This is a genomic window from Streptomyces sp. NPDC021622 (genome assembly GCF_040640795.1).
Lineage (GTDB): Bacteria > Actinomycetota > Actinomycetes > Streptomycetales > Streptomycetaceae > Streptomyces.
The window spans coordinates 37236-58163 of record NZ_JBFACK010000021.1 but is presented as its reverse complement, the minus strand read 5'-3'; the positions used below and the strand labels follow the sequence as shown (position 1 = coordinate 58163).

The window sequence follows — 20928 nt, the reverse complement described above, 5'->3', positions numbered from 1 at the left end:
CGGCGTCGCGGACAGCCACTGTCCGCGAAGAGGGCGGAAGAGGCCGGAAAAAGCCGGAAGAGGTCAGCCCCCGATCGCGCTCGCCTCGCGGATCCGTACCGAAAGGTCGTTGTCGTTCGTGTAGTACGGGCCCGCGTCCAGCGGCCCGTGCGCCGCCGTCTCGATCCGCGCCGCCGGGTACGTGAAGATCGGCTTCTTGTCCGGTACGTCGTCCAGGAGCCGGGCAAGGCGGATCCGGGGCCCGCTCTCCCCCAGCGGGCGCAGCCACAGGTCCCACGGCCCCGGGCCGCTCTCGGCGAGCCTGTCGCAGCGCAGGCCGAAGCCGAACTCGGGCCCGTCGGCGGTCAGTTCACAGCTCTCCACGCGGTCGGGCTCGGCCCTGCGGGACGCCTCGGCGTACGCGGCGCCCGTCACCGCGGTGCCGTAGACCCGCCCGCGCACGGTGACCGCGGCGCCGGCGATCTCGATCTCGCCGATCTCCGCGTGCGGGGCACGCAGCCAGCTGCGTACGGAGAGGTTGCCCTGCTTGGTGGCGTACGGAATGCGTACGGCGATGTGGCCGCGGGCGCCGCTCGGCGCGCGGTCGACCAGTGAGCGCAGGTCGTTCACGCCGGGCGCGAGGCGGCGCGGTGTGCCACCCTCGACCTGCGCGTAGGCGTTCCAGCGGCCCTCGGCGAGCTCGACGCTGCTGGGCAGCGCGGCCCGCAGCCTGCCGTCGGCGCCCGGGGACAGCGGGAGCCGCACGTCCTCATCGGGGGACGCGGCCTCGCGGCGGCGAAGCAGCAGATGGGCCGCGCCCGCCCCGCCCGGGTCGGTGACGTCGAAGGTCAGACCGCCCGCCGAGTCGGCTATGCAGTCGGCGCGCGGTGCCGCGGCCACATCCTGCCCGCTCCCGGCGTCACAGGGCGTCGAGGCGTCCGAGGTGGCCAAGGCCGTCATGCGGGGGATCCCTTCGTCTGTATGCCGTGTCCGATGTCCCGCAGGGCGTACGCACCGCCGAGCAGCGCGCCGCGCGTGCGGTGCAGCGAGCCGCGCATCCGGCCGCCGAACGAGCTGCCGCGGGCGAGCATTCCGCTGAACATCGCGTCGTAGCGCTCGGCTATCCGGGCCGGGTCGAAGCGTTCGGAGTCCTGGAGCGCCGCGCCCGCCATCCGCTGCCGCAGCGAGTCGTTGTTGATCAGTTCGAGCAGTCCGCCCGCGATGGCGTCGGTGTTGCCGACCTCGACGAGGCGCCCGTCGACACCGTTCTCGATGATCTCGCCGGGCCCGTGCGGGCAGTCGGTGGCGACGACGGGCAGGCCGCAGCGCATCGCCTCCACGATCGTCATGCCGAAGGACTCCAGGCTGGAGGTGACGGCCGCGATGGAGCCCTTGGCCCACTCGGGCTCGATGGGGTGGGCGGGGCCCATCAGGAACACGTGGTTGTAGAGGCCGAGTTCATCGATCAGGGCGCGCAGCTTCTCCTTCTGCTTGCCCCCGCCGTAGATCCGCAGCCGCCAGTCGGGCCGCTCGCGCCGCACCTTGTCGAAGGCCCTGATCAGCAGGTCGTACCGCTTGACGGGGGCGAGCCGCCCGGCCGCGACGACCCATTTGTGGGAGCCGTCGGCGGGCTCGATGCCCGGCGCGGGCACGGGGTTGGGCACGGCCTGGACATGGACGCCGGGCAGTCGCATCTTGCGGCGGTAGGCGCGGGCGTCGGCCTCGGTCGTCGTGGTCAGGACGTCGAGGCGGGGGTAGACGCTGCGCAACTGGCGGCGCAGTTCCTTGGAGTGGCTGTCGAGCGTGAGGTGCTCCTGGCCCACGCGCAGCGGTCCGCGCGCGGTCTCACGCGCGACGTGCACGTTGAGCCCGGGGCGCGTCCCGACCACCACATCGGCGCTCACCGATGCCAGATGCCCGGCGATGCGCCGGTCGGTGAGGGCGCTGTACTGGTCGTAACGCCCTTCCGAGGCGGGGAACGTACGGGCGGGCAACAGGGCGTCGGGGTCCTGCCCTTCGAAGCCGGGACTCTCCTTGCGCAGGTCCACGAGGTGGCTGAGCGCGACGCGCGGGTCCGGGGCGAAGACGGGTTCGTCCCGGTGGCGGAAGACGGAGACGATCTCGACGTCGTGCTGCTCGGCGAGCTTGTTCGCCAAGTTGTACGTCGTCCGGATCGTCCCCCCGATTCCGTACGCGTTGTGAATCAGGAAAGAGATATGCATGCGTCCCCGTATCCCACGCTTCCCCGCGGACAGTCCGTCTCGTCCGCCTACCGCAGGGTTAGACGGGGAATCCGGCCAGAGGGTTGGGTTTCATCATCATCTTGTTCCCCAACAGTTGCGCCATCGATAGTCGCCTTCGGGAACTTCTTGGCGGGCACACGCATCATGGCTGGTAGGAGAGCTGGGGCACTTCGAAGCAGTTCTTGTCCATCTCTCCTTGTGTGACCCAGCCCTCACTGTCCTTCCAGCGGGCCACGGACACACACGTCCTGCGGGTCTTCGGCGGTTCGGCCCGCTGCTCGTAGGTCACCGGGAGCAGCAGCCCGCGCGCGGTGTACGGCTCACCGCGGTTCATGAAGCGGTCGACGCACGCGCGCGTGACGTCGCCCCGGCAGGACTTCGCCGCGTCCGTGAACCACATGGCCGCTGCCCAGCCCTCAAGGTGCCACTGGGAGAGCGCCTTTCCCTTCAGGGCGTCACGGAACGCGCGTACTTCCGGCTGGTCCTCGTCCTCGTAGTTGCGGCTCGCTCCGGTGGCCCACAGGGCGTTGCGGCAGCGCGGTGCGTCCTTGTAGTCGTCGGCGACAGAAGATGTCCAGTTCTGCACGTTGGTCACCTTGGCGGTGACCTTCGCGCCGACGTCGTCCATCGCCTCGCACAGCTGGGCGTTGCCGTGCGTGTCCATCGCGTCGAAGACGAGGTCGGCGCCCTGTTCCTTCAGGTCGGCCGCCGCGGCGCGGAAGTTGGGCAGCGCGAAGTCGACCTGCTCGGTGACCACCTTGTAGCCCTCGGCCTCCAGGCCGCGGGTGACGAGCCGGGCGTAGGCGGCCGACGCGGACTGGTTGTAGGAGACGACGGCGGCGGTCCGTGCCCCCTGCTCCCGCTTGAAGTAGCGGTAGACCTCGGTGCCGCCGTACAGCTTTCCGCCCCAGCCCGGCTTCCCGTCCCTCGGCGCGAGGCTGCCGTAGATCCCGTACAGATGCGGATACGTGTCGTACGCGGACCCGATCGGCTGTCCCCCGATGTCGGGCACGCGCGCGCGGGAGACGCGCGCGGCCCCGGCGTACTCCATCGACGTGGTGGCGACCAGCGCGACAACCTGCTCCTCGTCGACCAGCTTGTGCACGCACTCGTTGTTGCCGACGCCACTGCCGCCGTCGTCACAGGTGTGCACCTCGACCTTGCGCCCGTCGATGCCGCCGCGCGCGTTCAGCCGCTCGAAGTACGCCTTCGCCCCGTCCCGCGGCCCGGTGAACGCCGAGCCGCCGACCGGGCTCGTGGCGCTGGTGATGATGCCGACGGGGATCGGCGCACCTCCCTCCCCCGACGGGACGGGGGCCGTGGCCCGGTCCTCGAAGTCGCTCTCGGGCAGCCTGCTGCCGCACCCGGCCACCACGACGAGCAGCGCGGATACGGCCAGGAGCTCAACAGCCCGGACCGGGCGACTCATTGCCGCTCAGCTTCACCAGCGCGCACAGGGTCTTGACGGAGACCTTCCAGGTGTCGTCCTGGTTGACGGAGGTCCCCGAGGCGTCGGGCAGCGCGGTGGCGCCCTTCAACGTCAGTGCGTACGTCACATCCGCCTCGGTCGCGGAGGTGAACTCGACCTTGCTCACATCGGCACTGACCTGCTTGCCGCGCTCGTCACCGCTGAAGCTCTCCAGGACGGCGCGCATCTTCGTGCCGTCCTCGAGCAGGGCCTCCTTGTCCTTCAGGGAGGTGGCAGGGTCGAAGAACTCCTCCCAGTTCTCCTTGACCTGCTTCTCGGCCGCCGCGGGATCCGCGGGCGCGGTCGCGTCGTCCGCGGGTGCTTCGGTCGTCTTCTCGGCCGACGGTTTCGGCGGGGTACTCTCGCCGCCCCCGCCGCTGTCGTCGCCGCACGCCACGGCGGCCGGAACGATCAGCAGGACCGCGGCAGCCGCCAAAGCCGCGCTCCGCACCCTTCCCCGCTCGCGATCGATCCCCCGCCTGGGGCTGGTCCAGAGAACCATCTGGCTCACCACCGGGTGTCGGTCCGAGCCATCAGGGCCCGGTTCTTTCAGGGTCAGCTTCCAGAAGGCATAGTGCAAGCCATCGACTGACATGGACAGCCCATCGACGTGACCGACATGTCCCAGGGGGCCAAATGCGGGCGGCTCAACCGGTTCGGACAGCTCGTACGGCTCGGCTCCGCGCCGTGCGCCCGGTCCTCTGGGCGGCGTTCGCCGCCCTCGCCGTCGGCGCCGTGCTCAGCGTGATCGGCTGGTACGGCATGTCGGGTGAACGCTTCGCCGAGCGGCAGTTGCCGTATCTGGCCTCCTGCACGGTGCCGGGCGCGGCGCTGATCATTGCCGGGGCGGTGCTCTTCGCCCATGGCAGGAGCGCGCTGGCCGCGGCCCGCGTGGAGGAGCTGTACGGCCTCCTCGTGGCGGCGGGAGCGCCTCCCCCGGTCAGCGAACAGCCGGCCCCCGTCGCGACCAGCGGCGACCTCCTGATGATCCCCGGCGGCACGCTCTGGCACCGGGCCGACTGCCCCCTGGTCGCGGGCAAGCCGGAGGCCGTCCCCGCGGACGCCCGCATCCTGGCCACCGGCGACCTGGACCCCTGCCCCATCTGCGAACCACAGGCCCCCGCCGCCCCGTCCCCGGAGCACTGACCCGGTGGCGTCCCTGACGTACGACCTGACGCTGGCCGGGCTCGCAGTCGGCAGCGCGGCCGCCCTGACCGGCATCGGCCTGATCGTCACGTACCGCGCGACGGGTGTGCTCAACTTCGCGCACGGGGCGATCGCGATGGTCTGCGCGTACGTCCTGCGCGAGCTGACGGTCGAGTGGAACTGGCCGCTCTGGCTGGCGACAACGGTCACCCTCCTCCTCGTCGCCCCGGCCATCGGCCTCCTCCTGGAGCGAGCGGTCTTCCGCCCCCTTTCGGTCCTCGGCAGCGACCCGGCCCAGACCCTGGTGGCGTCCATCGGCGTCTTCGTACTGCTCGTGGGGGGCGCCGCGCTGCTGTGGGGCCCCGGGGCGAAGGCGGACGCGCCCGTGCTCGTCTCATCGGACCCCTGGGCCCAACTGGCGGTGACCGTGGCGCTCGCGGCGGCCGTCTGGGCGGTCACCCGCTGGACCCGCTTCGGCGGTGAGCTGCGGGCGGTGGTCGACAACCGGTCCCTCGCCGTCCTCGGCGGTATCGACGCGGACCGGGTGGCGGCGGCGGGCTGGGCGTTCGGCGCGTTCACGGCGGGCCTCACCGGAGCGCTGCTCGCCCCCTTCGTACGCCTGGACCCCTACGGCATGCCGCTCCTGGTCATGGAGGTGGTGGCCGTCGCGGTGGCGGCGCGGATGCGGAGCCTGGCGATCGCGGTCGTGGTGGCCCTGGGCCTCGGGGTGGCCCAGAGCCAGCTGACCCGCCTTCATCCCTCGGGCTGGGCGGAGCCGTTGGTCCAGGCGCTCGGCGCGAACCTCTTCGTGGTGGCGCTGCTCGTCGCGGCCCTGGTGCTCCCCGGCATCGGCGCGCGGACCACGCTCCCCCGCACGGCGACGGCACGCGTGCCGACACCGCCCGGCGCGTGGATAGTGACCGTGGTCCTCTTCCTCATCCCGCTGGGCTTCGCGGGCTCGGACCTGACGACATCGGTCCAGGTCCCGGCGTTGGCGGTCATTCTCCTCTCCCTGGTGATCGTCACGGGCAGGGGAGGGCAGATCTCCCTGGGCCAGGCGGCGTATGCGGGGCTCGGCGCGCTGTTCACGGCTCTCCTCGCGGCGGGCCGCTTCCCCGGCCTGCCGGAACTCCCCCATTTCCCGGCCCTTGCCGTAGCCGTCCTCCTCGTGGCCCCCCTCGGCCTCCTCACCGGCTGGCCCGCGATCAGCCGCCACGGCCTGGCGCTCGCCCTCGCGACGTTCGCGGTGGGCGTCGGGGTCAGCCGCTTCGTCTTCGCGCAGCCGTACGCGACGTCGGGCCTGAACCTGGACCGCCCCGCGGGCTTCGCGGGGGACCGCGCGTACTACGTACTGGAACTGCTCCTCCTCGCCGCGGCGCTGCTCTTCGCCACCACGCTGCGGCGGGGCCGCATGGGCCGCGCCCTGGCCGCGATGCGGGACCACGAGGCGGGGGCGGCGGCTTCGGGGGTCCCCGTCCGCACCCTGAAGCTGACCGCGTTCGTCGCGGGCGCGGCGCTTGCCGCTCTCGGCGGCGGAATGCTGGGCATGGGGCTGCGGGCCTTCGACCCCGCGGCGTACGACCCCGTACGCGGCCTCCTCTGGTTCGCGGCGGTACTGGTCCTGGGCGCGGACAGCCTCCTGGGGGCGCTGATCGCGGCGGCGCTTCTGGTGGGCCTGGACGCGGGGGCGCGGGGCGGTGTGGCGGCGGCGTTGATCGGCATCCTTGCGGTACTGATCGGTCGCTTCCCCGGCGGTCCTTACGAGGCGCTGCGCTCAGCAACGGCCCGCCTGACCCGGCATCCGACGCTGACCCCCTTGGGCAAGCGGGCCCGCGAGGCCTTGCTCGCCACCACGCCCATCGGCACCCGGCAGCTGAGGCTGTGCCCACCCGTTCCGCCGTGCGGAACGCCTGCCCACAGCAAGGACGGTGGGGGAGACGGGCCCAGCACAGACGCCCGGCCCGCGACGGGAGACGGGCCCGGCACAGGGGACGGGCCCGGAGCCAGGAACGGTCCTGGCGAGGGCGACGGTGGGGAAAGCAGCAGGGGCACAGCGAACGGCCCCGGAACTGAAGACGACCCTCGCACGGCCGACAGACCCGAAACCGGAAACGATCCCCGCACGGCCGACGAACCCGGAACCAGAGACGAACCCCGCACGGCCGACGAACCCGGAACCAGAGACGAACCCCGCACGGCCGACAGACCCGAAACCGGAGACAATCCCCGCACGGCCGACGAACCCGAAACCGGAAACGATCGTCGCTCGGACCGGAAGTTGATTCGGCCGGCAGGCGCCCGTGAGACGGGAGGGGACGTGTCGGTATGTCCGCACGGAGCACGGTTCGCAGGACTCCCCAGCCGCAGCAGCAAAGCGCTCAGACCGAGATGGCGAGTACGGACATACCGGCGCGGCCCCGCCCCACAACCGGACCAAGGGCGCGACGGCTCCTCACCCCAAACCCCCGTAACCGCTCCCCAGTCCCCCGCAACCCTCGCCGCCCACGACATCACCCTCACCTACAACGGCTTCACCGCCCTGAACCGCGTAACCCTGGCCGTACCCCCGGGCCACATCACCGCCGTAGTAGGCCCCAACGGAGCGGGCAAGAGCACCCTCTTCCACTGCCTGGCCGGAACCCTCCGCCCCGACTCCGGCCGCATCACCCTCGACGACCGCGACATCACCCACCTCCCCGCCCACACCCGCACCCGCCTCGGCGTCGCCCGCACCTTCCAGCAGCTGTCGGTCTTCCCGTCCCTGACCATCACCGAGAACGTCCAAGTCGCCGCGGACCAGAGCCGAGCGGACGTCCCGGAGGCCACCACCCACGCCCTCCGCCTCCTCTCCCTGGACGGCCCCACCCGCCACCACCCCGCGGCGGACCTCCCCACCGGCACCCTCCGACGCGTAGAACTCGCCCGAGCCCTGGCGGGCACCCCGCACACCCTCCTCCTGGACGAGCCCGCGGCCGGCCTGGACACCGCCGAGGCCGCCGCCCTCACCCGCCTCCTGCGCGCCCTCGCGGCGGACGGCATGGCACTGCTCGTGGTGGAGCACGACCTGGACCTGGTGGCGGACCTGGCCGACACCGTGCACGTCATGACGGCGGGCCGCATCATCACATCGGGCCCGCCGACGGAAGTGCTCCACAGGGCAGCACCATGAGCACCGGCATCGCACTCCACCAGGCCCGCGTCCGCTACGGCCCCCTGGAAGCCCTGCACGGCGTGACCCTCGCCGCCCACCCCCACGGCCTCACCGTCCTCCTCGGCCGCAACGGCTCCGGCCGCACCACGGCCCTGCGCGCCCTGGCCGGCACGGCCCCCCTCTCCGCGGGCACCGTCACCTGGGACGGCAGGGACGTCACCCGGCTCACCCCGCACGAACGCGCGAGGCGAGGCCTGTGCTTCGTACCGGACAGACAGGCGATCTACGGCACCCTCACGGTCCGCGAGAACCTCGCCCTTTCGGCCCCCAAGGGCGACTTCGCCCCCGCCCTGGACGCGTACCCCGAACTCGGCCCCCTGCTCCCCCGCCGGTCAGGCACCCTCTCCGGCGGCGAGCAACGCATGCTGGCCCTCTCCCGCGCCCTGCTGACCCCGGCCCGGGTGATCCTCGTGGACGAGCCCACCCAGGGCATGTCACCGGCGGTGGCGTCCCGGACGTACGAGCTCCTCATGACCCTGGCCCCGGACACCTGCGTGATCACCGCAGAACAGCGACTGCCGCCCGGCGTACGCGAACGCGCGAGCCGGACGGCAGTGGTGGTGCACGAACTGCGCAGGGGCGAGGTCGTGTTCAGCGGCGAGGCGGCGGAGCTGGCCGAAAGACCACCACCCGGGCCATGACCTCAGGACCGGTTGGCCCCCGCCCGGGGGATGATCAGCTCCGCGCCGGGGTTCAGCGCATCGGGACGGCTCCCGACCATCTTCCGGTTGGCCTTGTGGAGGGCCTGCCAGCCGCCCTTGACCTTGTAGCGCCGGGCGATCGAGCTCAGCGTCTCGCCCTTCTTGACCACATGCACCCTGGCGAGCCCGTCCCGGATCTCCTTCGGGATCTTCTTCGAGCACGCGGGCCAGGCGTCCCACCCCTGTTTCCGCAGCACCTTCTCGGCGACCTTGATCTGCTCCTCCTTGGTGGCGAGATCAGCACGCGGCGCGTACTTGAGCCCGCCGTGCTTCTCCCAGGTGGGCTGCCAGAACTGCAGCCCTCCGTAGAAGCCGTTTCCGGTGTTCACATTCCACCGTCCGCTGCTCTCGCACTGGGCGAGGCAGGTCCACGGCCCCTCGGTACGGGAGCAGTCGTACGCCGCGGCGGCGGCAGGGGGACCGGGCAGCGGCGGCGGAGCGGCCGACGCGGCCGCCGGCACGATCGTCGCCGACAGGGACACCGCGGTGGCGAGCAGCGCGGCGGGCCACAGCGACCGGAGCCGCTCGATCGACATCGGGAACATCCGCGTCGGGAACATCCGCATCGGGTACATCCGGACACGCTAGGCAGGGCGGCAGCGGCGCAAAGGCGTGCCGCGCCCGGCACGGACACGGCCCCACCCGATCGGACGACCGGGCAGGGCCATGCCCGAAGCGGACCGGCTCAGAGGTCGAGCCGCTGCCCCGGCACGATCATGTTCGGATCGCCGCCGATGACCGCCTTGTTGGCGGCGTAGACCTGACGCCAGCCGACACCGTGCTCCGCCGCGATCCTGCTGAGGGTGTCCCCTCGCTTGACGGTGTAGTCACCGCGGCCGGAACCCCGGTCGGTGTGGCTCGGCGTACGGCCGCGCTCCTTCGCGGGCCGTTCCTTCGCGGGCCGTTCCTTGACGGCCTTGGGCGCCGCGGGAGCCGCCGCCCCCGGCGCACTGCCGGACGCTCCCGCCCGTGCCGAGCACGTGGGCCACGCGCCCCACCCCTGAGCGCGCTGCACCTTGGTGGCGACAGCGATCTGCTGCGCCTTGGACGCCTTGTCGGCGGTCGCCGCGTAGGCCCCGCCGCCGTACGCGCGCCAGGTACTGGCGGAGAACTGCAGTCCTCCGTAGTAGCCGTTGCCGGTGTTGATGCTCCAGTTTCCGCCGCTCTCGCACTGAGCGATGCGATCCCACACTCCGCTGTCCGCCGCTCCGGCCTGGCCGGTGGCGGTGAGCAGTCCCAGCGGGGCGAGCAACGCCGCTCCGCCGATCACTGCAGTCCTGCGAACGCGCTTGGGATGTGCGGACATGTATGTCCCTCTCGAAGGACCCAGGCTCCCCCTGATGCCGTGGTCCTCATCGCGCATCTGACGCCTGAGGTCCACTCCACCCCGTCCGCCGGAGTCGGCACTCTCGTGCCGCGGTGCTTGAGCTGGCTGGTGCACCCGACGGACGTACCTGAGCGGTGCTCGCTGCACACGAGGGGGGAATCTAGGAGCCCACTCACCCCTATATCAACCAACTCCTTGTCATTCCAGGCCAGTTGACCGTTACCGCCGGTATCGTCGATTTTCGGCCAGCCACTTAATTCACTGATTTCAGTATTTGTCGACCTGCATCTCAGTGGATCTGTGACCCACCTCACCGCCCCAACTTCCCTGTACCCGCCAGGCGTTGGCACGGAGTGACGAATTCCGCCGGACAGCTCACCCTCCGCTGCGGATGGTTCGATTCCGTTCGCTCTCGCGCGTGACTTGCGCCACTGATCGCCCGTTGTCTCCTTATGAGCCGGACACCGCCGGCTCCCACGCATCGATTCCGAGGAGCCACCCGTGCCGCGCATGCTCGACGTCGGCGACGACGTACGCGCCGAGATCGGCGACGAAGAAGCCGACCGGCTGCTCGCCGGAGAGAACGCCCCGGGCAGTTACGACTGCACCTCCTGCCGTACCCCGGGCGACTCGGAGCAGGAACGCACCAGCACGGTCCTGTTCATCGGCAACGAGACCGCCGTACTCGCCTTCGCCCACGCCACCTGCCTGCCCTCCCAGATCGTCCAGGTCTCCGAGGAGCAGCTCCAGGGCGCCGTCCGCTCGATCACCGGCGATGACGGGACCGGGCCCGCCGGAGGAGCGCCCGACCAGGCCGTCCTCGGCGTGACCAGCGGTCTCGTCCTCATCGATGGCGAGCTGCACCCCGCGCTCGTCGTCGAACCGACCGGCGCCATCGTGCGCCCCGGCGCCGCCGCGGGCGGCGGCGACGACTTCCTGCCGCTCCTGATCGAGCAGGGCTACATGCCGGTGACCTCGCTGGACACCGTGCCCGACGTGCTGCACGGCTGGTCGGTGCTGCTCGCCATGGGCCAGCTGCACGCCGTGCTCCAGCCAGGCGCCGACGGCGGCTCCGTCGCCTGGTGGCAGGCGCACCACCCGCTCCAGGTCACCGACGCCTGGCGGGCCGCGGCCAACAAGCTGCAGATGGTGCTCGTGTTCGCGGCGCCGGTCGGCTCCATCGGCCGGCAGCCCCGCGAGGACCTGCTGCGCGGCGCCCTGGACAACGCGGCGGCGCACGGGCGCCTGGTGGGCGCCGCGATGCCGCTCGCGGGCACCTGAGCCGACCACTCCCGGGCCGCGCCGCGAGCCGCGAACGCGCCGGTCACACCCCCGGCGCCGCGCGAAAGCGGCGCGGCCCCCCGCATCCGTACGCGCATGGGGTCGTTGGCACATACGTGCACACATACGACCCCACTCGCCACCGGCCCGCCTACCAGAACCCCATTCCGTCCATGCGCTCGCCGCAGGACACCGAGGGCACCTACTCGGCCACGCCGATCTACGACGCGTTGTACTCGGAGTACCGCAGGTCGTTCAAGGCCCTGCCGGGTGACCGCAGCGGCGAGGAGGATCTGGGCTTCACGGCCTTCGGTGCCATGCCGTACGGCATGCACCGGGTGGGCGACCGGCAGGGCCAGCGGCACAACACGCTCAGCCAGCTGCAGGTGACCCGCTACGGCCAGGAGCAGCACGGCACGGGCCACCAGCAGTTCCCCGCGGCGCTGCCACCGGGACCGCGCAGGGGGAACTGAGGCACCGCACACGGGTGAGGCCCCGCCTTCTTCGGATTCCGCAAAGAATTCAAAGAAGGCGGGGCCTCACCCGTTCGTTGCTGCGTGGCTGCTACTTCTTGCGGCCGCGCTTCTCGCGCACCCGCACCGAGATGTGGATCGGCGTGCCCTCGAAGCCGAACTCCTCGCGCAGCCTGCGCTCCACGAAGCGGCGGTAGCCGTGCTCGATGAAGCCGGAGGAGAAGAGGACGAAGCGCGGCGGCTTGGTGCCCGCCTGCGTGCCGAAGAGGATGCGGGGCTGCTTGCCGCCGCGCACCGGGTGCGGGTGGGAGGCCACCAGCTCGCCGAGGAAGGCGTTCAGACGGCCCGTCGGGACGCGCGTCTCCCAGCCTTCAAGGGCCGTCTCGATCGCGGGGACCAGCTTGTCCATGTGGCGGCCGGTCGTCGCCGACACATTGACCCGGGGCGCCCACGCGACCTGCTGGAACTCGGTCTCGATCTCCCGCTCCAGGTAGTAGCGGCGCTCCTCGTCGAGGGTGTCCCACTTGTTGTACGCGAGGACGATGGCGCGGCCCGCCTCGACGGCCATCGTCACGATGCGCTGGTCCTGGATGCTGATCGATTCGCTGGCGTCGATCAGGATGACCGCGACCTCCGCCTTCTCGACGGCGGCGGCGGTGCGCAGGGAGGCGTAGTAGTCGGCGCCCTGCTGCAGGTGGACGCGCTTGCGGATGCCCGCCGTGTCCACGAACTTCCAGACGATCCCGCCGAGTTCGATGAGCTCGTCGACCGGGTCGCGGGTGGTGCCCGCGAGCTCGTTGACGACCACGCGGTCCTCGTTCGCGACCTTGTTGAGCAGCGAGGACTTGCCGACGTTCGGGCGGCCGATGAGTGCGATGCGGCGCGGGCCGCCGATGGCGGCGCCGAAGGTCTGCTCGGGCGCCTCGGGCAGCGCCTCCAGGACGGCGTCCAGCATGTCGCCGGTGCCGCGGCCGTGCAGCGCGGAGACGGGGTACGGCTCGCCGAGGCCGAGGGCCCACAGGGCGGTGGCGTCGGCCTCGCCGGACGGGCCGTCGACCTTGTTGGCACACAGGACGACCGGCTTGCCCACCTTGCGGAGCAGCCGGACGACGGCCTCGTCCGTGTCGGTGGCGCCGACGGTGGCGTCCACGACGAAGACGACCGCGTCGGCCGCCTCGATCGCGTACTCGGCCTGGGCGGCGACGGACGCGTCGATGCCGAGCACGTCCTGCTCCCAGCCGCCGGTGTCGACGAGCTTGAAGCGGCGGCCCGCCCACTCCGCCTCGTACGTCACGCGGTCGCGGGTCACGCCGGGGCGGTCCTCGACGACGGCCTCGCGGCGGCCGATGATGCGGTTGACGAGGGTCGACTTGCCGACATTGGGGCGGCCGATGACGGCGAGGACGGGCAGCGGGCCGTGGCCCGCCGCCTCGATCGCGCCCTCGACGTCCTCGACGTCGAAGCCCTCTTCCGCGGCGAGCTCCATGAACTCCGCGTACTCGGCATCGCCAAGCGCCCCGTGCTCGTGCTCCGAGCCCTCGGGCTGGATCTGGTCGTTCATGAAGTCCGTACCTCGTCGTTCATCGTGGTGATCGGTGGACCGTCTCTCTCTGGCGACGGGCCACTACTGAAAGTCTCGCTCAGCGCCCGGTCAGGCGCCTGGCGTTCTCCAGGTGGGCGGTGAGCCGCTCCTGGATGCGCACGGTCGCCTCGTCCAGCGCCTTGCGCGTACGCCGTCCGCTGCCGTCGCCCGCTTCGAAGGGGTCCCCGAAGACGACGTCGACCCGGCTGCGCAGCGGCGGCAGCCCCTTTATCAACCGTCCGCGCTTCTCCGTGCTTCCCAGGACCGCGACGGGCACGATCGGCGCTCCGCTGCGTACGGCGAAGTAGGCCAGGCCCGCGCGCAGCGAGGCGAAGTCTCCCTCGCCCCGGGTGCCCTCGGGGAAGATCCCGAGGACGCCGCCGTCCTCCAGGACCCCGAGGGCGCGGGTGATCGCCGTGCGGTCGGCGATCTCACGGTCCACCTTCAGCTGCCCGATGCGGCGCAGGAAGGGGTCAAGGGGGCCGATGAACGCTTCCTTCTTGATGAGGAAGTGCGTGGGCCGCGGGGCCGTGCCCATCACCATCGGACCGTCGACGTTGTGCGAGTGGTTCACGGCCAGGATCGCCGGTCCTGCCGCGGGGACCTTCCAGGCGCCCAGGACGCGGGGCTTGAACAGCCCGTACATGAGGCCGACGCCGATACGGCGGCCGACCTCCGCACCGCGTTCCGATGGAGCCGCACTCACTTCGAGGCCCGCTTCTCCTCGACGAGGGTGACGACGCACTCGATGACCTGCTGGAGCGTGAGCTCGGTGGTGTCGACCTCGACGGCGTCGCCGGCCTTCGCCAGCGGGGACGTCTTGCGGCTGGAGTCGGCCGCGTCCCGCTTGATGAGGGCTTCCTGGGTCGTCTTGACGTCGGCGCCCTTGAGCTCGCCGGAGCGGCGGGCGGCGCGGGCCTCGGGCGAGGCCGTCAGGAAGATCTTCAGGTCGGCGTCGGGCAGGACGGTCGTACCGATGTCACGGCCCTCGACGACGATGCCCTTCTCGGCGGACGCGGCGATGGAGCGCTGCAGGTCCGTGATCCGGGCGCGGACCTCGGGCACGGCGCTGACGGCGCTGACCTTGGAGGTGACCTCGGTCGTGCGGATCGGGCCCGCGACGTCCGTGCCGTCGACCGTGATGGTCGGGGCGGACGGGTCGGTGCCAGAGATGATCTCGGGCTTCTGGGCGGCCGCGGCGATGGCGCCCGGGTCCGTCAGCTCGATGCCGTTGCTCACCATCCACCAGGTGATCGCGCGGTACTGGGCGCCGGTGTCCAGGTAGCTGAGGCCGAGCTGGGCGGCGACGGCCTTGGAGGTGCTCGACTTGCCCGTGCCGGAGGGTCCGTCGATGGCGACGATGACGGCAGCCTGGGTGGCGGTTTCGGCGGTTTCCACGGGGTGCGGGCACCTTTCTCAGGACGCGGGGCAAGGAGGCGGGGCGCAGACACGCCCCGCACAAGGTTACTGGCTCCCGCGAGCGCCTCTTACTGCCGGATGGCCCAGCCCCGTTCCCGCAGTGCCGCGCTCAGCACCGGCACCGCCTTCGGCTCCACCATCAGCTGGACCAGGCCCGCCTGCTGCCCGGTCGCGTGCTCGATGCGTACGTCCTCGATGTTGACCCCGGCACGGTCCGCGTCGGCGAAGATCCGGGCCAGCTGGCCGGGCTGGTCGTCGATGAGCACCGCGACGATCTCGTACGTGGCAGGCGCCGCCCCGTGCTTGCCCGGTACCCGCACCTGCCCGGCGTTGCCACGCCGCAGCATGCCCTCGACTCCGGCAGCGCCGTCCCGCCGCTTGGACTCGTCCGCCGACTGCAGGGCGCGCAGCGCGGTCACCGTCTCGTCCAGGTCCGTGGCGACCGCCGCGAGGAGGTCGGCCACCGGGCCGGGATTCGCGGACAGGATGTCGATCCACATCCCCGGGTCGGACGCGGCGATGCGCGTGACGTCACGGATGCCCTGCCCGCACAGGCGCACCGCCGTCTCCTCGGCGTCCTCCAGGCGGGCGGCGACCATGCTGGACACGAGGTGCGGCATGTGCGAGACGAGCGCGACCGCGCGGTCGTGCGCCTCGGCGTCCATGACGACCGGCACCGCGCGGCAGAGCGCGACCAGTTCGAGGGCGAGGTTGAGGACCTCGGTGTCGGTGTCCCGGGTCGGGGTCAGCACCCACGGCCGCCCCTCGAAGAGGTCGGCGGTGGCGGCCAGGGGGCCGCTGCGCTCGCGGCCGGACATGGGGTGCGTACCGATGTACGGGGTGAGGTCGATGCCGAGCGCCTCCAGCTCACGGCGCGGCCCGCCCTTGACGCTGGCCACGTCGAGGTAGCCGCGCGCGGCCCCGCGCCCCATGACGTCGGCCAGGGTCGCGGCGACATGCGCAGGCGGCACGGCGACGACGCACAGGTCGACGCGGCCCTCGGGCTCCTCGTCCGTGCCGGCGCCGAGCGCGGCCGCCGTGCGGGCCTGCCCGGGGTCGTGGTCGGCGAGGTGCACGGTCACTCCGCGCGAGACGAGCGCAAGCGCGGCGGAGGTGCCGATCAGGCCGGTGCCGATGACGAGGGCGGTTCTCACTGGGCGATGTCCTTGCGAAGGGTGGCAGCGGCGCCGAGGTAGACGTGCGTGATCTCGGAGCGGGGCTTGTCGGTCTCGATGTGCGCGAGGACCCGGACGACACGGCGCATCGCGCCGTTGATCTCCAGCTCCTGCGCGCAGATCAGCGGGACGTCCACGATGCCCAGCTTGCGCGCGGCCGCGGCCGGGAAGTCGGAGTGCAGATCGGGCGTCGCCGTGAACCAGATGCTGATCAGGTCGTCCTGGGTCAGTCCGTTCCGCTCGAGGATGGCGGTGAGCAGCTCGCTGACCTGCTCGTCCATGTGGTCGGCCGCGTCCCGCTCCAGTTGGACGGCGCCCCGGACCGCTCGTACCGCCACAGTGCTGCTCCTCGCTCGCGTATCTACGACTTGCTGTGGTCACAAGGGTAGTCAGGGCCCCGGGGACGAGTGCGCGGCGCCCGCCTGCCGAGACGGACGCCGCGTGCCCCTCGGCAGTCTCGGGTGCCCTGCCAATGTCGCCCTGATCGCCTTCTGTCGCCACTTGGAACGATCCGTGACGGTTCAGCCCTGGACGCAGGGGGCGCGGGTCCGCTTGCATGGAGGAGCCGGCACGGCCCACGCCTCGGGGGAGGCCCGTATGAAGCGCTCGGGACCGCTGTACACGCTTCTCGGGGGGCTACTGCTAGCCCTGTTCATGCTGTCGCTCAACGCGACGACGGGGACGGGCAATTCGTCGTACGGAGAGGACTCGCCCGGTGCCGCGTCACCGGCGCCCTCCAAGAGCGACCCCTCCAAGAGTCCGACCGACGATCCTTCGAAGGAGCCGACGAAGAAGCCGTCGAAGAAGCCTCCGGCCAAGGCCGAGTACGCGGGCCGTACGGACGACGACACCTCGGCCGTCTCCATCTCGATCCGTGACGGCAAGGCCATCGCGTACTTCTGCGACGGACGGAACACGGAGTCCTGGCTGAAGGGCAAGGTCGAGGACGACGGCTCGATGCGGCTGACCGGCAAGCACGGCGCGAAGCTGGACGGCACCCTGCGCGACGACGACAAGGTCCGCGGCACGGTCGACATCGACAAGAAGACATGGGACTTCACCGCGGACAGGGCGAAGAAGCCCTCCGGCCTGTACCGCGCGACCACCGAGGTGCGCGGCGCCGAGGTCGACGGCGGCTGGATCGTGCTCCCCGACGGCAGCCAGGTCGGCATCCTCAAGCGCGACGGCAAGCCCGCGCCCGCCCCGCGCCTGGACCCGGAGTCCGGCGCCGTGCCCTTCGACGGCGGCCGCCTCACCGCCCGCCCCGTCGTGCCCTGACCCGTCCGCACCCCGACCCCGCCGCGCCCGACCAGGGAGCCACCATGAGCGTCGATCCGAACGCCGCGACCCAGGGCGGCTTCGGCCCGCCCCCCGCGACGGGCGACCACCGCCGCCCGCACCCCGCCCGCTATCTCGTGCCCGCACTGGTCGCCGCGGCGGTCGCGGTCGGCCTCGGTGTGTACGGCAAGACGCACGACCCGGAGGGCACGGCCTTCAACCTCGCCGGGTTCAGCAGCACCAGCGCGGTCAAGGCCTGGCTGGGCACGACGGCGTTCGCCTTCGCGCTCGTCCAGGTCGGCTCGGCGTTCATGGTGTACGGCCGTCTTCCCGGCCCGTCCTGGTCGGCGGCGCTGCACCGCTGGTCGGGCCGGATCGCGTTCCTTGTGTCGGTGCCCGTGGCGGTGCACTGCCTCTACGCGCTCGGCTATCAGACGTACTCGACACGGGTGATGTGGCACTCGCTGCTCGGTTGCTTCTTCTTCGGCGCGTTCAGTGCCAAGATGCTGCTGCTCCGCTCGGAGAAGCTGCCCGGCTGGCTGCTTCCGGTGATCGGAGGCCTGGTCTTCACGGTCCTCACGGTGATCTGGCTGACGTCGGCGCTGTGGTTCTTCCGTACGTTCGGAGTGACGACATGAGCGGTACGACCCCCACCCGGCGCACGGTCCTCGCCACCGGCGGCGCGGTCGCGCTGGCCGCCGGATGCAGCAAGTACGGCGACGAGGGCGCGGAGCCGGAGCCGCCGCCCGAGACCAAGTCCTCCGCCGCACCGACCTCCTCCGGCGACGGGAAGTCCCAGAAGCCGCCCGCGGCCGACGAGTTGGCCAAGACGTCGGACATCCCGGTCGGCGGCGGCAAGATCTTCAAGGACGAGAAGGTCGTCGTGACACAGCCCGAGAAGGGCGACTTCAAGGGCTTCTCCGCGGTCTGCACGCACTCCGGCTGCACGGTCAGCGAGGTCACGGACGGCACGATCAACTGCGCGTGCCACGGCAGCAAGTACCGCGTGGCGGACGCCTCGGTGGCGGACGGACCCGCGCCACGCGCGCTCCCCGCGCAGAAGATCACGGTCACCGGAAATTCGATCACGCTCGGCTGACCCCGGCCCGTACGCTCACCGCATGCAGCGCCTGAGCGACCTGGACCTCGTACGCGACCACACCGTCTACTCGTGCGTGATGGGTTCGCGTGCCTTCGGCCTGGCCACGGACGGCAGCGACACCGACCGCAGGGGCGTCTTCCTGGCGCCCACGCCGCTCTTCTGGCACTTCGAGAAGCCGCCGACGCATGTCGACGGACCGGCGGATGAGCAGTTCAGCTGGGAGCTGGAGCGCTTCTGCGAGCTCGCGCTGCGCGCCAACCCGAACATCCTGGAGTGTCTGCACTCCCCGCTCGTCGAGCACCTCACGGACACCGGCCGCGAACTCCTCGCACTGCGCGGGGCGTTCCTGTCCCGCCACGTCCACGCAAGCTTCGCGGGCTACGCGCTCGGCCAGCGCAAGAAGCTCGACGCTGACGTACGCCTGTACGGCGCGCCCCGCTGGAAGCACGCGATGCACCTTTTGCGCCTCCTGATGAGCAGCCGCGACCTGCTGCTTACCGGCGAGCTGGTCGTCGACGTGGGCGAGCAGCGCGAGCCGCTCCTCGCGGTCAAGCGCGGCGAGGTCGCGTGGACAGACGTCGAGGCGTGGATGAACCGGCTGGCGGCGGAGGCGGACGCGGCCGCCGCCCGCACGCCGCTCCCGCCGGAGCCGGACCGCCGCCGGGTCGAGGACTTCCTGTTCCGGGTGCGCCGCGCGTCGGCGGCAGCTGCGGCTTAGGCCTCGCCGTCCCAGAGTGCCCCGAGTTCGAGCAGTTCCGTCCGGTACTCGATCCGCTCGGCCCACTCGGCGGGCCAGGCGTCCGCGCCGAGATGGGCACCCGCGAACGCGCCGGCCAGGCAGGCGATGGAGTCGGAGTCGCCCGAGGTGCAGGCGGCCCTGCGCAGGGCGGTGAGGGGCTCGTCGGGGAACATCAGGAAGCAGAGCAGGCCGGTGGCGAGCGCCTCTTCGGCGATCCAGCCCGCGCCGGTGGCGAGGCAGGGGTCGGTCTCCGGGTTGGCGTCCTTGAGCGCCGCCGCGAGTCGTTCGAGTATCGCGAGGCACTCGTCCCAGCCGCGCGCGATGAAGTGCTCGGGGGTCGGGTCCTGGGAGCGGGTCCACAGGTCGCCGAGCCAGTCCTCGCGGTACCGGGTGCGGTTGTCGATGGCGTACGACCGGAGCAGGCCGACCAGGCCCATCGGTTCCGTGCCCTCGGCGAGCAGCTTCACCGCGTACGCCGTGAGGTCGCTGGCCGCCAGGGCCGTGGGGTGGCCGTGGGTGAGCGCCGACTGGGTCTGTGCGGCGCCGGCCCGCATCTCCTCGCTCAGCCACGGCATGAGCCCGAGCGGCGCGACCCGCATATTGGCGCCGCAGCCCTTGGAGTGCAGCTGGCTTGCGTCCCGCCAGGGCCGCTGCTCGTCGGCGAGCAGTTCGCAGGCGGTGATGCAGGTGTTGCCGGGGGCGCGGTTGTTGTCCGGCGAGAAGTTCCAGGCGACGAACTCCCGGCGGGTGAGGTGCGCGAACCGCTCGGGCCCGCAGAGCCCCCGCGCGGACGCGGCCTTGAGCGCACGGCCGAGCGCGAGCGTCATCTGCGTGTCGTCCGTGACGAACGCGGGCTTCGGCAGCTCCATCTCCCGCCAGGGCCCGCACTTGGCGAGGATCGAGGGTACGTCGTTGAACTCGGTCGGGAAGCCGAGCGCGTCCCCGAGGGCGAGCCCGATCAGGGATCCGGTGGCGGCGCGCTTCATGAGGTCTTTCCTTCCGAGAGATCCGAGGCAATGGCCGAGGGGCGGAGAAGGGGCGGGTGCAGCTCGGTGGCGCCGCCCGCGCGGTAGAGGGCTGCGGGCTTTCCGCGCCCGCCGGTCAGGCGCGCCGCCCCGGGGATCGCCGCGACGAAGCCGGGCGTGCCGAGCACCTTGCGCCGGAAGTTGGCCGGGTCGAGCTCGACGCCCCACACCGTCTCGTAGACCTGCCGCAGCTCGCCGAGCGTGAACTCGGGCGGGCAGAAGGCCGTGGCGAGGCCGGTGTACTCGAGCTTGGCGCGGACGCGGTCATGGGCGTCGGCGAGGATCCGCTCGTGGTCGAAGGCGAGCGGCCCGTACGCGAAGCCGTACGGCAGCCAGGCCGCGCGGGCCGCGTCGCTGCCGCCGCGCACCTCGGGAGGATCGGGCACGAGCGCCGCGAACGCCACCGAGACGACCCGCATCCGAGGGTCGCGGTCCGGTTCGCTGTAGGTCCGCAGCTGCTCCAGGTGGAGCCCGGCGGCGTCCGTGAGGCCGGTCTCCTCGGCGAGCTCACGGCCCGCCGCGGTCTCGGCCGACTCCTCGGGGAGCACGAACCCGCCGGGCAGCGCCCAGCGTCCCGCGTACGGCTCCTGGCCCCGCTCGACGAGCAGCACGTGAAGGCGGCCCGCGCGGACGGTGAAGACGGCGAGGTCGACGGTGACGGCGAACGGCTCGAAGGCGTACTTGTCGTAGGTCCCGGACACAGACATGCCCGCCCACCCCCTTAATAGTCATGACGACTATAAAGAGAATGGGCGGGCAGTCACAACCCCTGAGAGGTG

At 71.7% G+C, this 20928-nt stretch carries 22 protein-coding genes; 9 read left to right on the top strand and 13 right to left on the bottom strand.

Features of this window, described 5'->3' with window-relative positions; genetic code table 11:
• Positions 1–63 precede the first annotated feature (63 nt).
• The 4 genes from AB0G47_RS34115 to AB0G47_RS34100 form a co-directional block, all read right to left on the bottom strand.
• Positions 64–939 (bottom strand): hypothetical protein, encoded by an 876-nt coding sequence (locus AB0G47_RS34115; protein WP_360777880.1) that lies wholly within the window; start codon positions 937–939, stop codon positions 64–66.
• Entirely contained in the window at positions 936–2201 is a 1266-nt protein-coding gene (locus AB0G47_RS34110) for a glycosyltransferase family 4 protein (RefSeq protein ID WP_360777878.1), read from the bottom strand. Before AB0G47_RS34110 ends, AB0G47_RS34115 begins: the two co-directional genes overlap by 4 nt.
• Before the next feature lie 163 nt (positions 2202–2364).
• Positions 2365–3651 (bottom strand): ABC transporter substrate-binding protein, encoded by a 1287-nt coding sequence (locus AB0G47_RS34105; protein ID WP_360777876.1) that lies wholly within the window; start codon positions 3649–3651, stop codon positions 2365–2367.
• Entirely contained in the window at positions 3626–4126 is a 501-nt protein-coding gene (locus AB0G47_RS34100; protein ID WP_360777874.1) for a hypothetical protein, read from the bottom strand. Before AB0G47_RS34100 ends, AB0G47_RS34105 begins: the two co-directional genes overlap by 26 nt.
• A gap of 200 nt (positions 4127–4326) precedes the next feature.
• Here AB0G47_RS34100 and AB0G47_RS34095 point away from each other — a divergent pair, with 200 nt between their 5' ends.
• From AB0G47_RS34095 to AB0G47_RS34085, 3 genes are read left to right on the top strand one after another with little or no spacing between them, the layout of a single operon-like run.
• On the top strand, positions 4327–4836 hold the full coding sequence (locus AB0G47_RS34095; RefSeq protein WP_360777872.1) for a hypothetical protein: 510 nt from the start codon (positions 4327–4329) through the stop codon (positions 4834–4836).
• Positions 4837–4840: 4 nt separating this feature from the next.
• On the top strand, positions 4841–8005 hold the full coding sequence (locus AB0G47_RS34090; protein WP_360777870.1) for an ATP-binding cassette domain-containing protein: 3165 nt from the start codon (positions 4841–4843) through the stop codon (positions 8003–8005).
• Positions 8002–8688, top strand: coding sequence for an ATP-binding cassette domain-containing protein (locus tag AB0G47_RS34085; RefSeq protein WP_360777868.1), 687 nt, complete (start codon positions 8002–8004; stop codon positions 8686–8688). The genes AB0G47_RS34090 and AB0G47_RS34085 overlap by 4 nt, the downstream gene beginning before the upstream one ends.
• 2 nt (positions 8689–8690) lie before the next feature.
• On the opposite strand, the gene AB0G47_RS34080 is transcribed toward AB0G47_RS34085, so the two are convergent.
• Positions 8691–9323: a transglycosylase family protein gene (locus AB0G47_RS34080; RefSeq protein ID WP_360777866.1), complete on the bottom strand. Its 633-nt coding sequence runs from the start codon at positions 9321–9323 to the stop codon at positions 8691–8693.
• A 110-nt stretch (positions 9324–9433) separates the two neighbouring features.
• On the bottom strand, positions 9434–10054 hold the full coding sequence (locus AB0G47_RS34075) for a transglycosylase family protein (protein ID WP_360777864.1): 621 nt from the start codon (positions 10052–10054) through the stop codon (positions 9434–9436).
• Positions 10055–10576: 522 nt separating this feature from the next.
• Between AB0G47_RS34075 and AB0G47_RS34070 the strand changes: the two genes are divergently transcribed.
• Both AB0G47_RS34070 and AB0G47_RS34065 read left to right on the top strand, forming a co-directional pair.
• On the top strand, positions 10577–11356 hold the full coding sequence (locus AB0G47_RS34070) for a hypothetical protein (protein WP_360777862.1): 780 nt from the start codon (positions 10577–10579) through the stop codon (positions 11354–11356).
• Positions 11357–11472: 116 nt separating this feature from the next.
• Complete coding sequence (locus AB0G47_RS34065) at positions 11473–11829, top strand: hypothetical protein (RefSeq protein WP_360777860.1); 357 nt, start codon at positions 11473–11475, stop codon at positions 11827–11829.
• 91 nt (positions 11830–11920) lie between these two features.
• Here AB0G47_RS34065 and der read toward each other — a convergent pair whose 3' ends face one another.
• The 5 genes from der to aroH all read right to left on the bottom strand — a co-directional run bounded on the left by der (position 11921) and on the right by aroH (position 16343).
• On the bottom strand, positions 11921–13390 hold the full coding sequence (der, locus tag AB0G47_RS34060; RefSeq protein WP_360777858.1) for a ribosome biogenesis GTPase Der: 1470 nt from the start codon (positions 13388–13390) through the stop codon (positions 11921–11923).
• Positions 13391–13469: 79 nt separating this feature from the next.
• Positions 13470–14057, bottom strand: a complete 588-nt coding sequence (locus AB0G47_RS34055) for a lysophospholipid acyltransferase family protein (RefSeq protein ID WP_360778063.1) — start codon at positions 14055–14057, stop codon at positions 13470–13472.
• A gap of 56 nt (positions 14058–14113) precedes the next feature.
• On the bottom strand, positions 14114–14809 hold the full coding sequence (cmk, locus tag AB0G47_RS34050) for a (d)CMP kinase (protein WP_360777856.1): 696 nt from the start codon (positions 14807–14809) through the stop codon (positions 14114–14116).
• Positions 14810–14898: 89 nt separating this feature from the next.
• A complete protein-coding gene (locus tag AB0G47_RS34045; RefSeq protein WP_360777854.1) occupies positions 14899–15984 on the bottom strand; it encodes a prephenate dehydrogenase in 1086 nt (361 codons plus the stop codon).
• Complete coding sequence (gene aroH, locus AB0G47_RS34040) at positions 15981–16343, bottom strand: chorismate mutase (protein ID WP_360777852.1); 363 nt, start codon at positions 16341–16343, stop codon at positions 15981–15983. Before aroH ends, AB0G47_RS34045 begins: the two co-directional genes overlap by 4 nt.
• 259 nt (positions 16344–16602) lie before the next feature.
• Here aroH and AB0G47_RS34035 point away from each other — a divergent pair, with 259 nt between their 5' ends.
• Genes AB0G47_RS34035 through AB0G47_RS34020 form a run of 4 tightly spaced genes read left to right on the top strand, consistent with a single transcriptional unit; the run spans position 16603 to position 19103 of the window.
• Positions 16603–17283 carry a hypothetical protein gene (locus AB0G47_RS34035; RefSeq protein WP_360777851.1) on the top strand — a complete coding sequence of 227 codons (681 nt, stop codon included), beginning with the start codon at positions 16603–16605 and terminating at the stop codon, positions 17281–17283.
• A gap of 44 nt (positions 17284–17327) precedes the next feature.
• Positions 17328–17921, top strand: coding sequence for a DUF6529 family protein (locus tag AB0G47_RS34030; protein WP_360777849.1), 594 nt, complete (start codon positions 17328–17330; stop codon positions 17919–17921).
• On the top strand, positions 17918–18382 hold the full coding sequence (locus AB0G47_RS34025; RefSeq protein WP_360777847.1) for a Rieske (2Fe-2S) protein: 465 nt from the start codon (positions 17918–17920) through the stop codon (positions 18380–18382). The genes AB0G47_RS34030 and AB0G47_RS34025 overlap by 4 nt, the downstream gene beginning before the upstream one ends.
• A gap of 22 nt (positions 18383–18404) precedes the next feature.
• A complete protein-coding gene (locus AB0G47_RS34020) occupies positions 18405–19103 on the top strand; it encodes a nucleotidyltransferase domain-containing protein (protein WP_360777845.1) in 699 nt (232 codons plus the stop codon).
• On the opposite strand, the gene AB0G47_RS34015 is transcribed toward AB0G47_RS34020, so the two are convergent.
• Positions 19100–20110, bottom strand: coding sequence for an ADP-ribosylglycohydrolase family protein (locus tag AB0G47_RS34015; protein ID WP_360777843.1), 1011 nt, complete (start codon positions 20108–20110; stop codon positions 19100–19102). The genes AB0G47_RS34020 and AB0G47_RS34015 overlap by 4 nt on opposite strands.
• Positions 20107–20856 (bottom strand): NUDIX domain-containing protein, encoded by a 750-nt coding sequence (locus AB0G47_RS34010; RefSeq protein WP_360777841.1) that lies wholly within the window; start codon positions 20854–20856, stop codon positions 20107–20109. The genes AB0G47_RS34015 and AB0G47_RS34010 overlap by 4 nt, the downstream gene beginning before the upstream one ends.
• Between the last annotated feature and the right edge of the window lie 72 nt (positions 20857–20928).

Bases quoted from the DNA above. Each gene is read 5' to 3' on its own strand.
- AB0G47_RS34025 (WP_360777847.1), top strand. From the start codon at position 17,918: ATGAGCGGTACGACCCCCACCCGGCGCACGGTCCTCGCCACCGGCGGC.
- AB0G47_RS34075 (WP_360777864.1), bottom strand. From the start codon at position 10,054: ATGTCCGCACATCCCAAGCGCGTTCGCAGGACTGCAGTGATCGGCGGA.
- AB0G47_RS34055 (WP_360778063.1), bottom strand. From the start codon at position 14,057: ATGTACGGGCTGTTCAAGCCCCGCGTCCTGGGCGCCTGGAAGGTCCCC.
- AB0G47_RS34080 (WP_360777866.1), bottom strand. From the start codon at position 9,323: ATGTACCCGATGCGGATGTTCCCGACGCGGATGTTCCCGATGTCGATC.
- AB0G47_RS34110 (WP_360777878.1), bottom strand. From the start codon at position 2,201: ATGCATATCTCTTTCCTGATTCACAACGCGTACGGAATCGGGGGGACG.
- der (WP_360777858.1), bottom strand. From the start codon at position 13,390: ATGAACGACCAGATCCAGCCCGAGGGCTCGGAGCACGAGCACGGGGCG.
- AB0G47_RS34020 (WP_360777845.1), top strand. From the start codon at position 18,405: ATGCAGCGCCTGAGCGACCTGGACCTCGTACGCGACCACACCGTCTAC.
- AB0G47_RS34105 (WP_360777876.1), bottom strand. From the start codon at position 3,651: ATGAGTCGCCCGGTCCGGGCTGTTGAGCTCCTGGCCGTATCCGCGCTG.
- AB0G47_RS34085 (WP_360777868.1), top strand. From the start codon at position 8,002: ATGAGCACCGGCATCGCACTCCACCAGGCCCGCGTCCGCTACGGCCCC.
- AB0G47_RS34015 (WP_360777843.1), bottom strand. From the start codon at position 20,110: ATGAAGCGCGCCGCCACCGGATCCCTGATCGGGCTCGCCCTCGGGGAC.
- AB0G47_RS34035 (WP_360777851.1), top strand. From the start codon at position 16,603: ATGAAGCGCTCGGGACCGCTGTACACGCTTCTCGGGGGGCTACTGCTA.
- AB0G47_RS34115 (WP_360777880.1), bottom strand. From the start codon at position 939: ATGACGGCCTTGGCCACCTCGGACGCCTCGACGCCCTGTGACGCCGGG.
- AB0G47_RS34095 (WP_360777872.1), top strand. From the start codon at position 4,327: ATGCGGGCGGCTCAACCGGTTCGGACAGCTCGTACGGCTCGGCTCCGC.
- AB0G47_RS34030 (WP_360777849.1), top strand. From the start codon at position 17,328: ATGAGCGTCGATCCGAACGCCGCGACCCAGGGCGGCTTCGGCCCGCCC.
- AB0G47_RS34010 (WP_360777841.1), bottom strand. From the start codon at position 20,856: ATGTCTGTGTCCGGGACCTACGACAAGTACGCCTTCGAGCCGTTCGCC.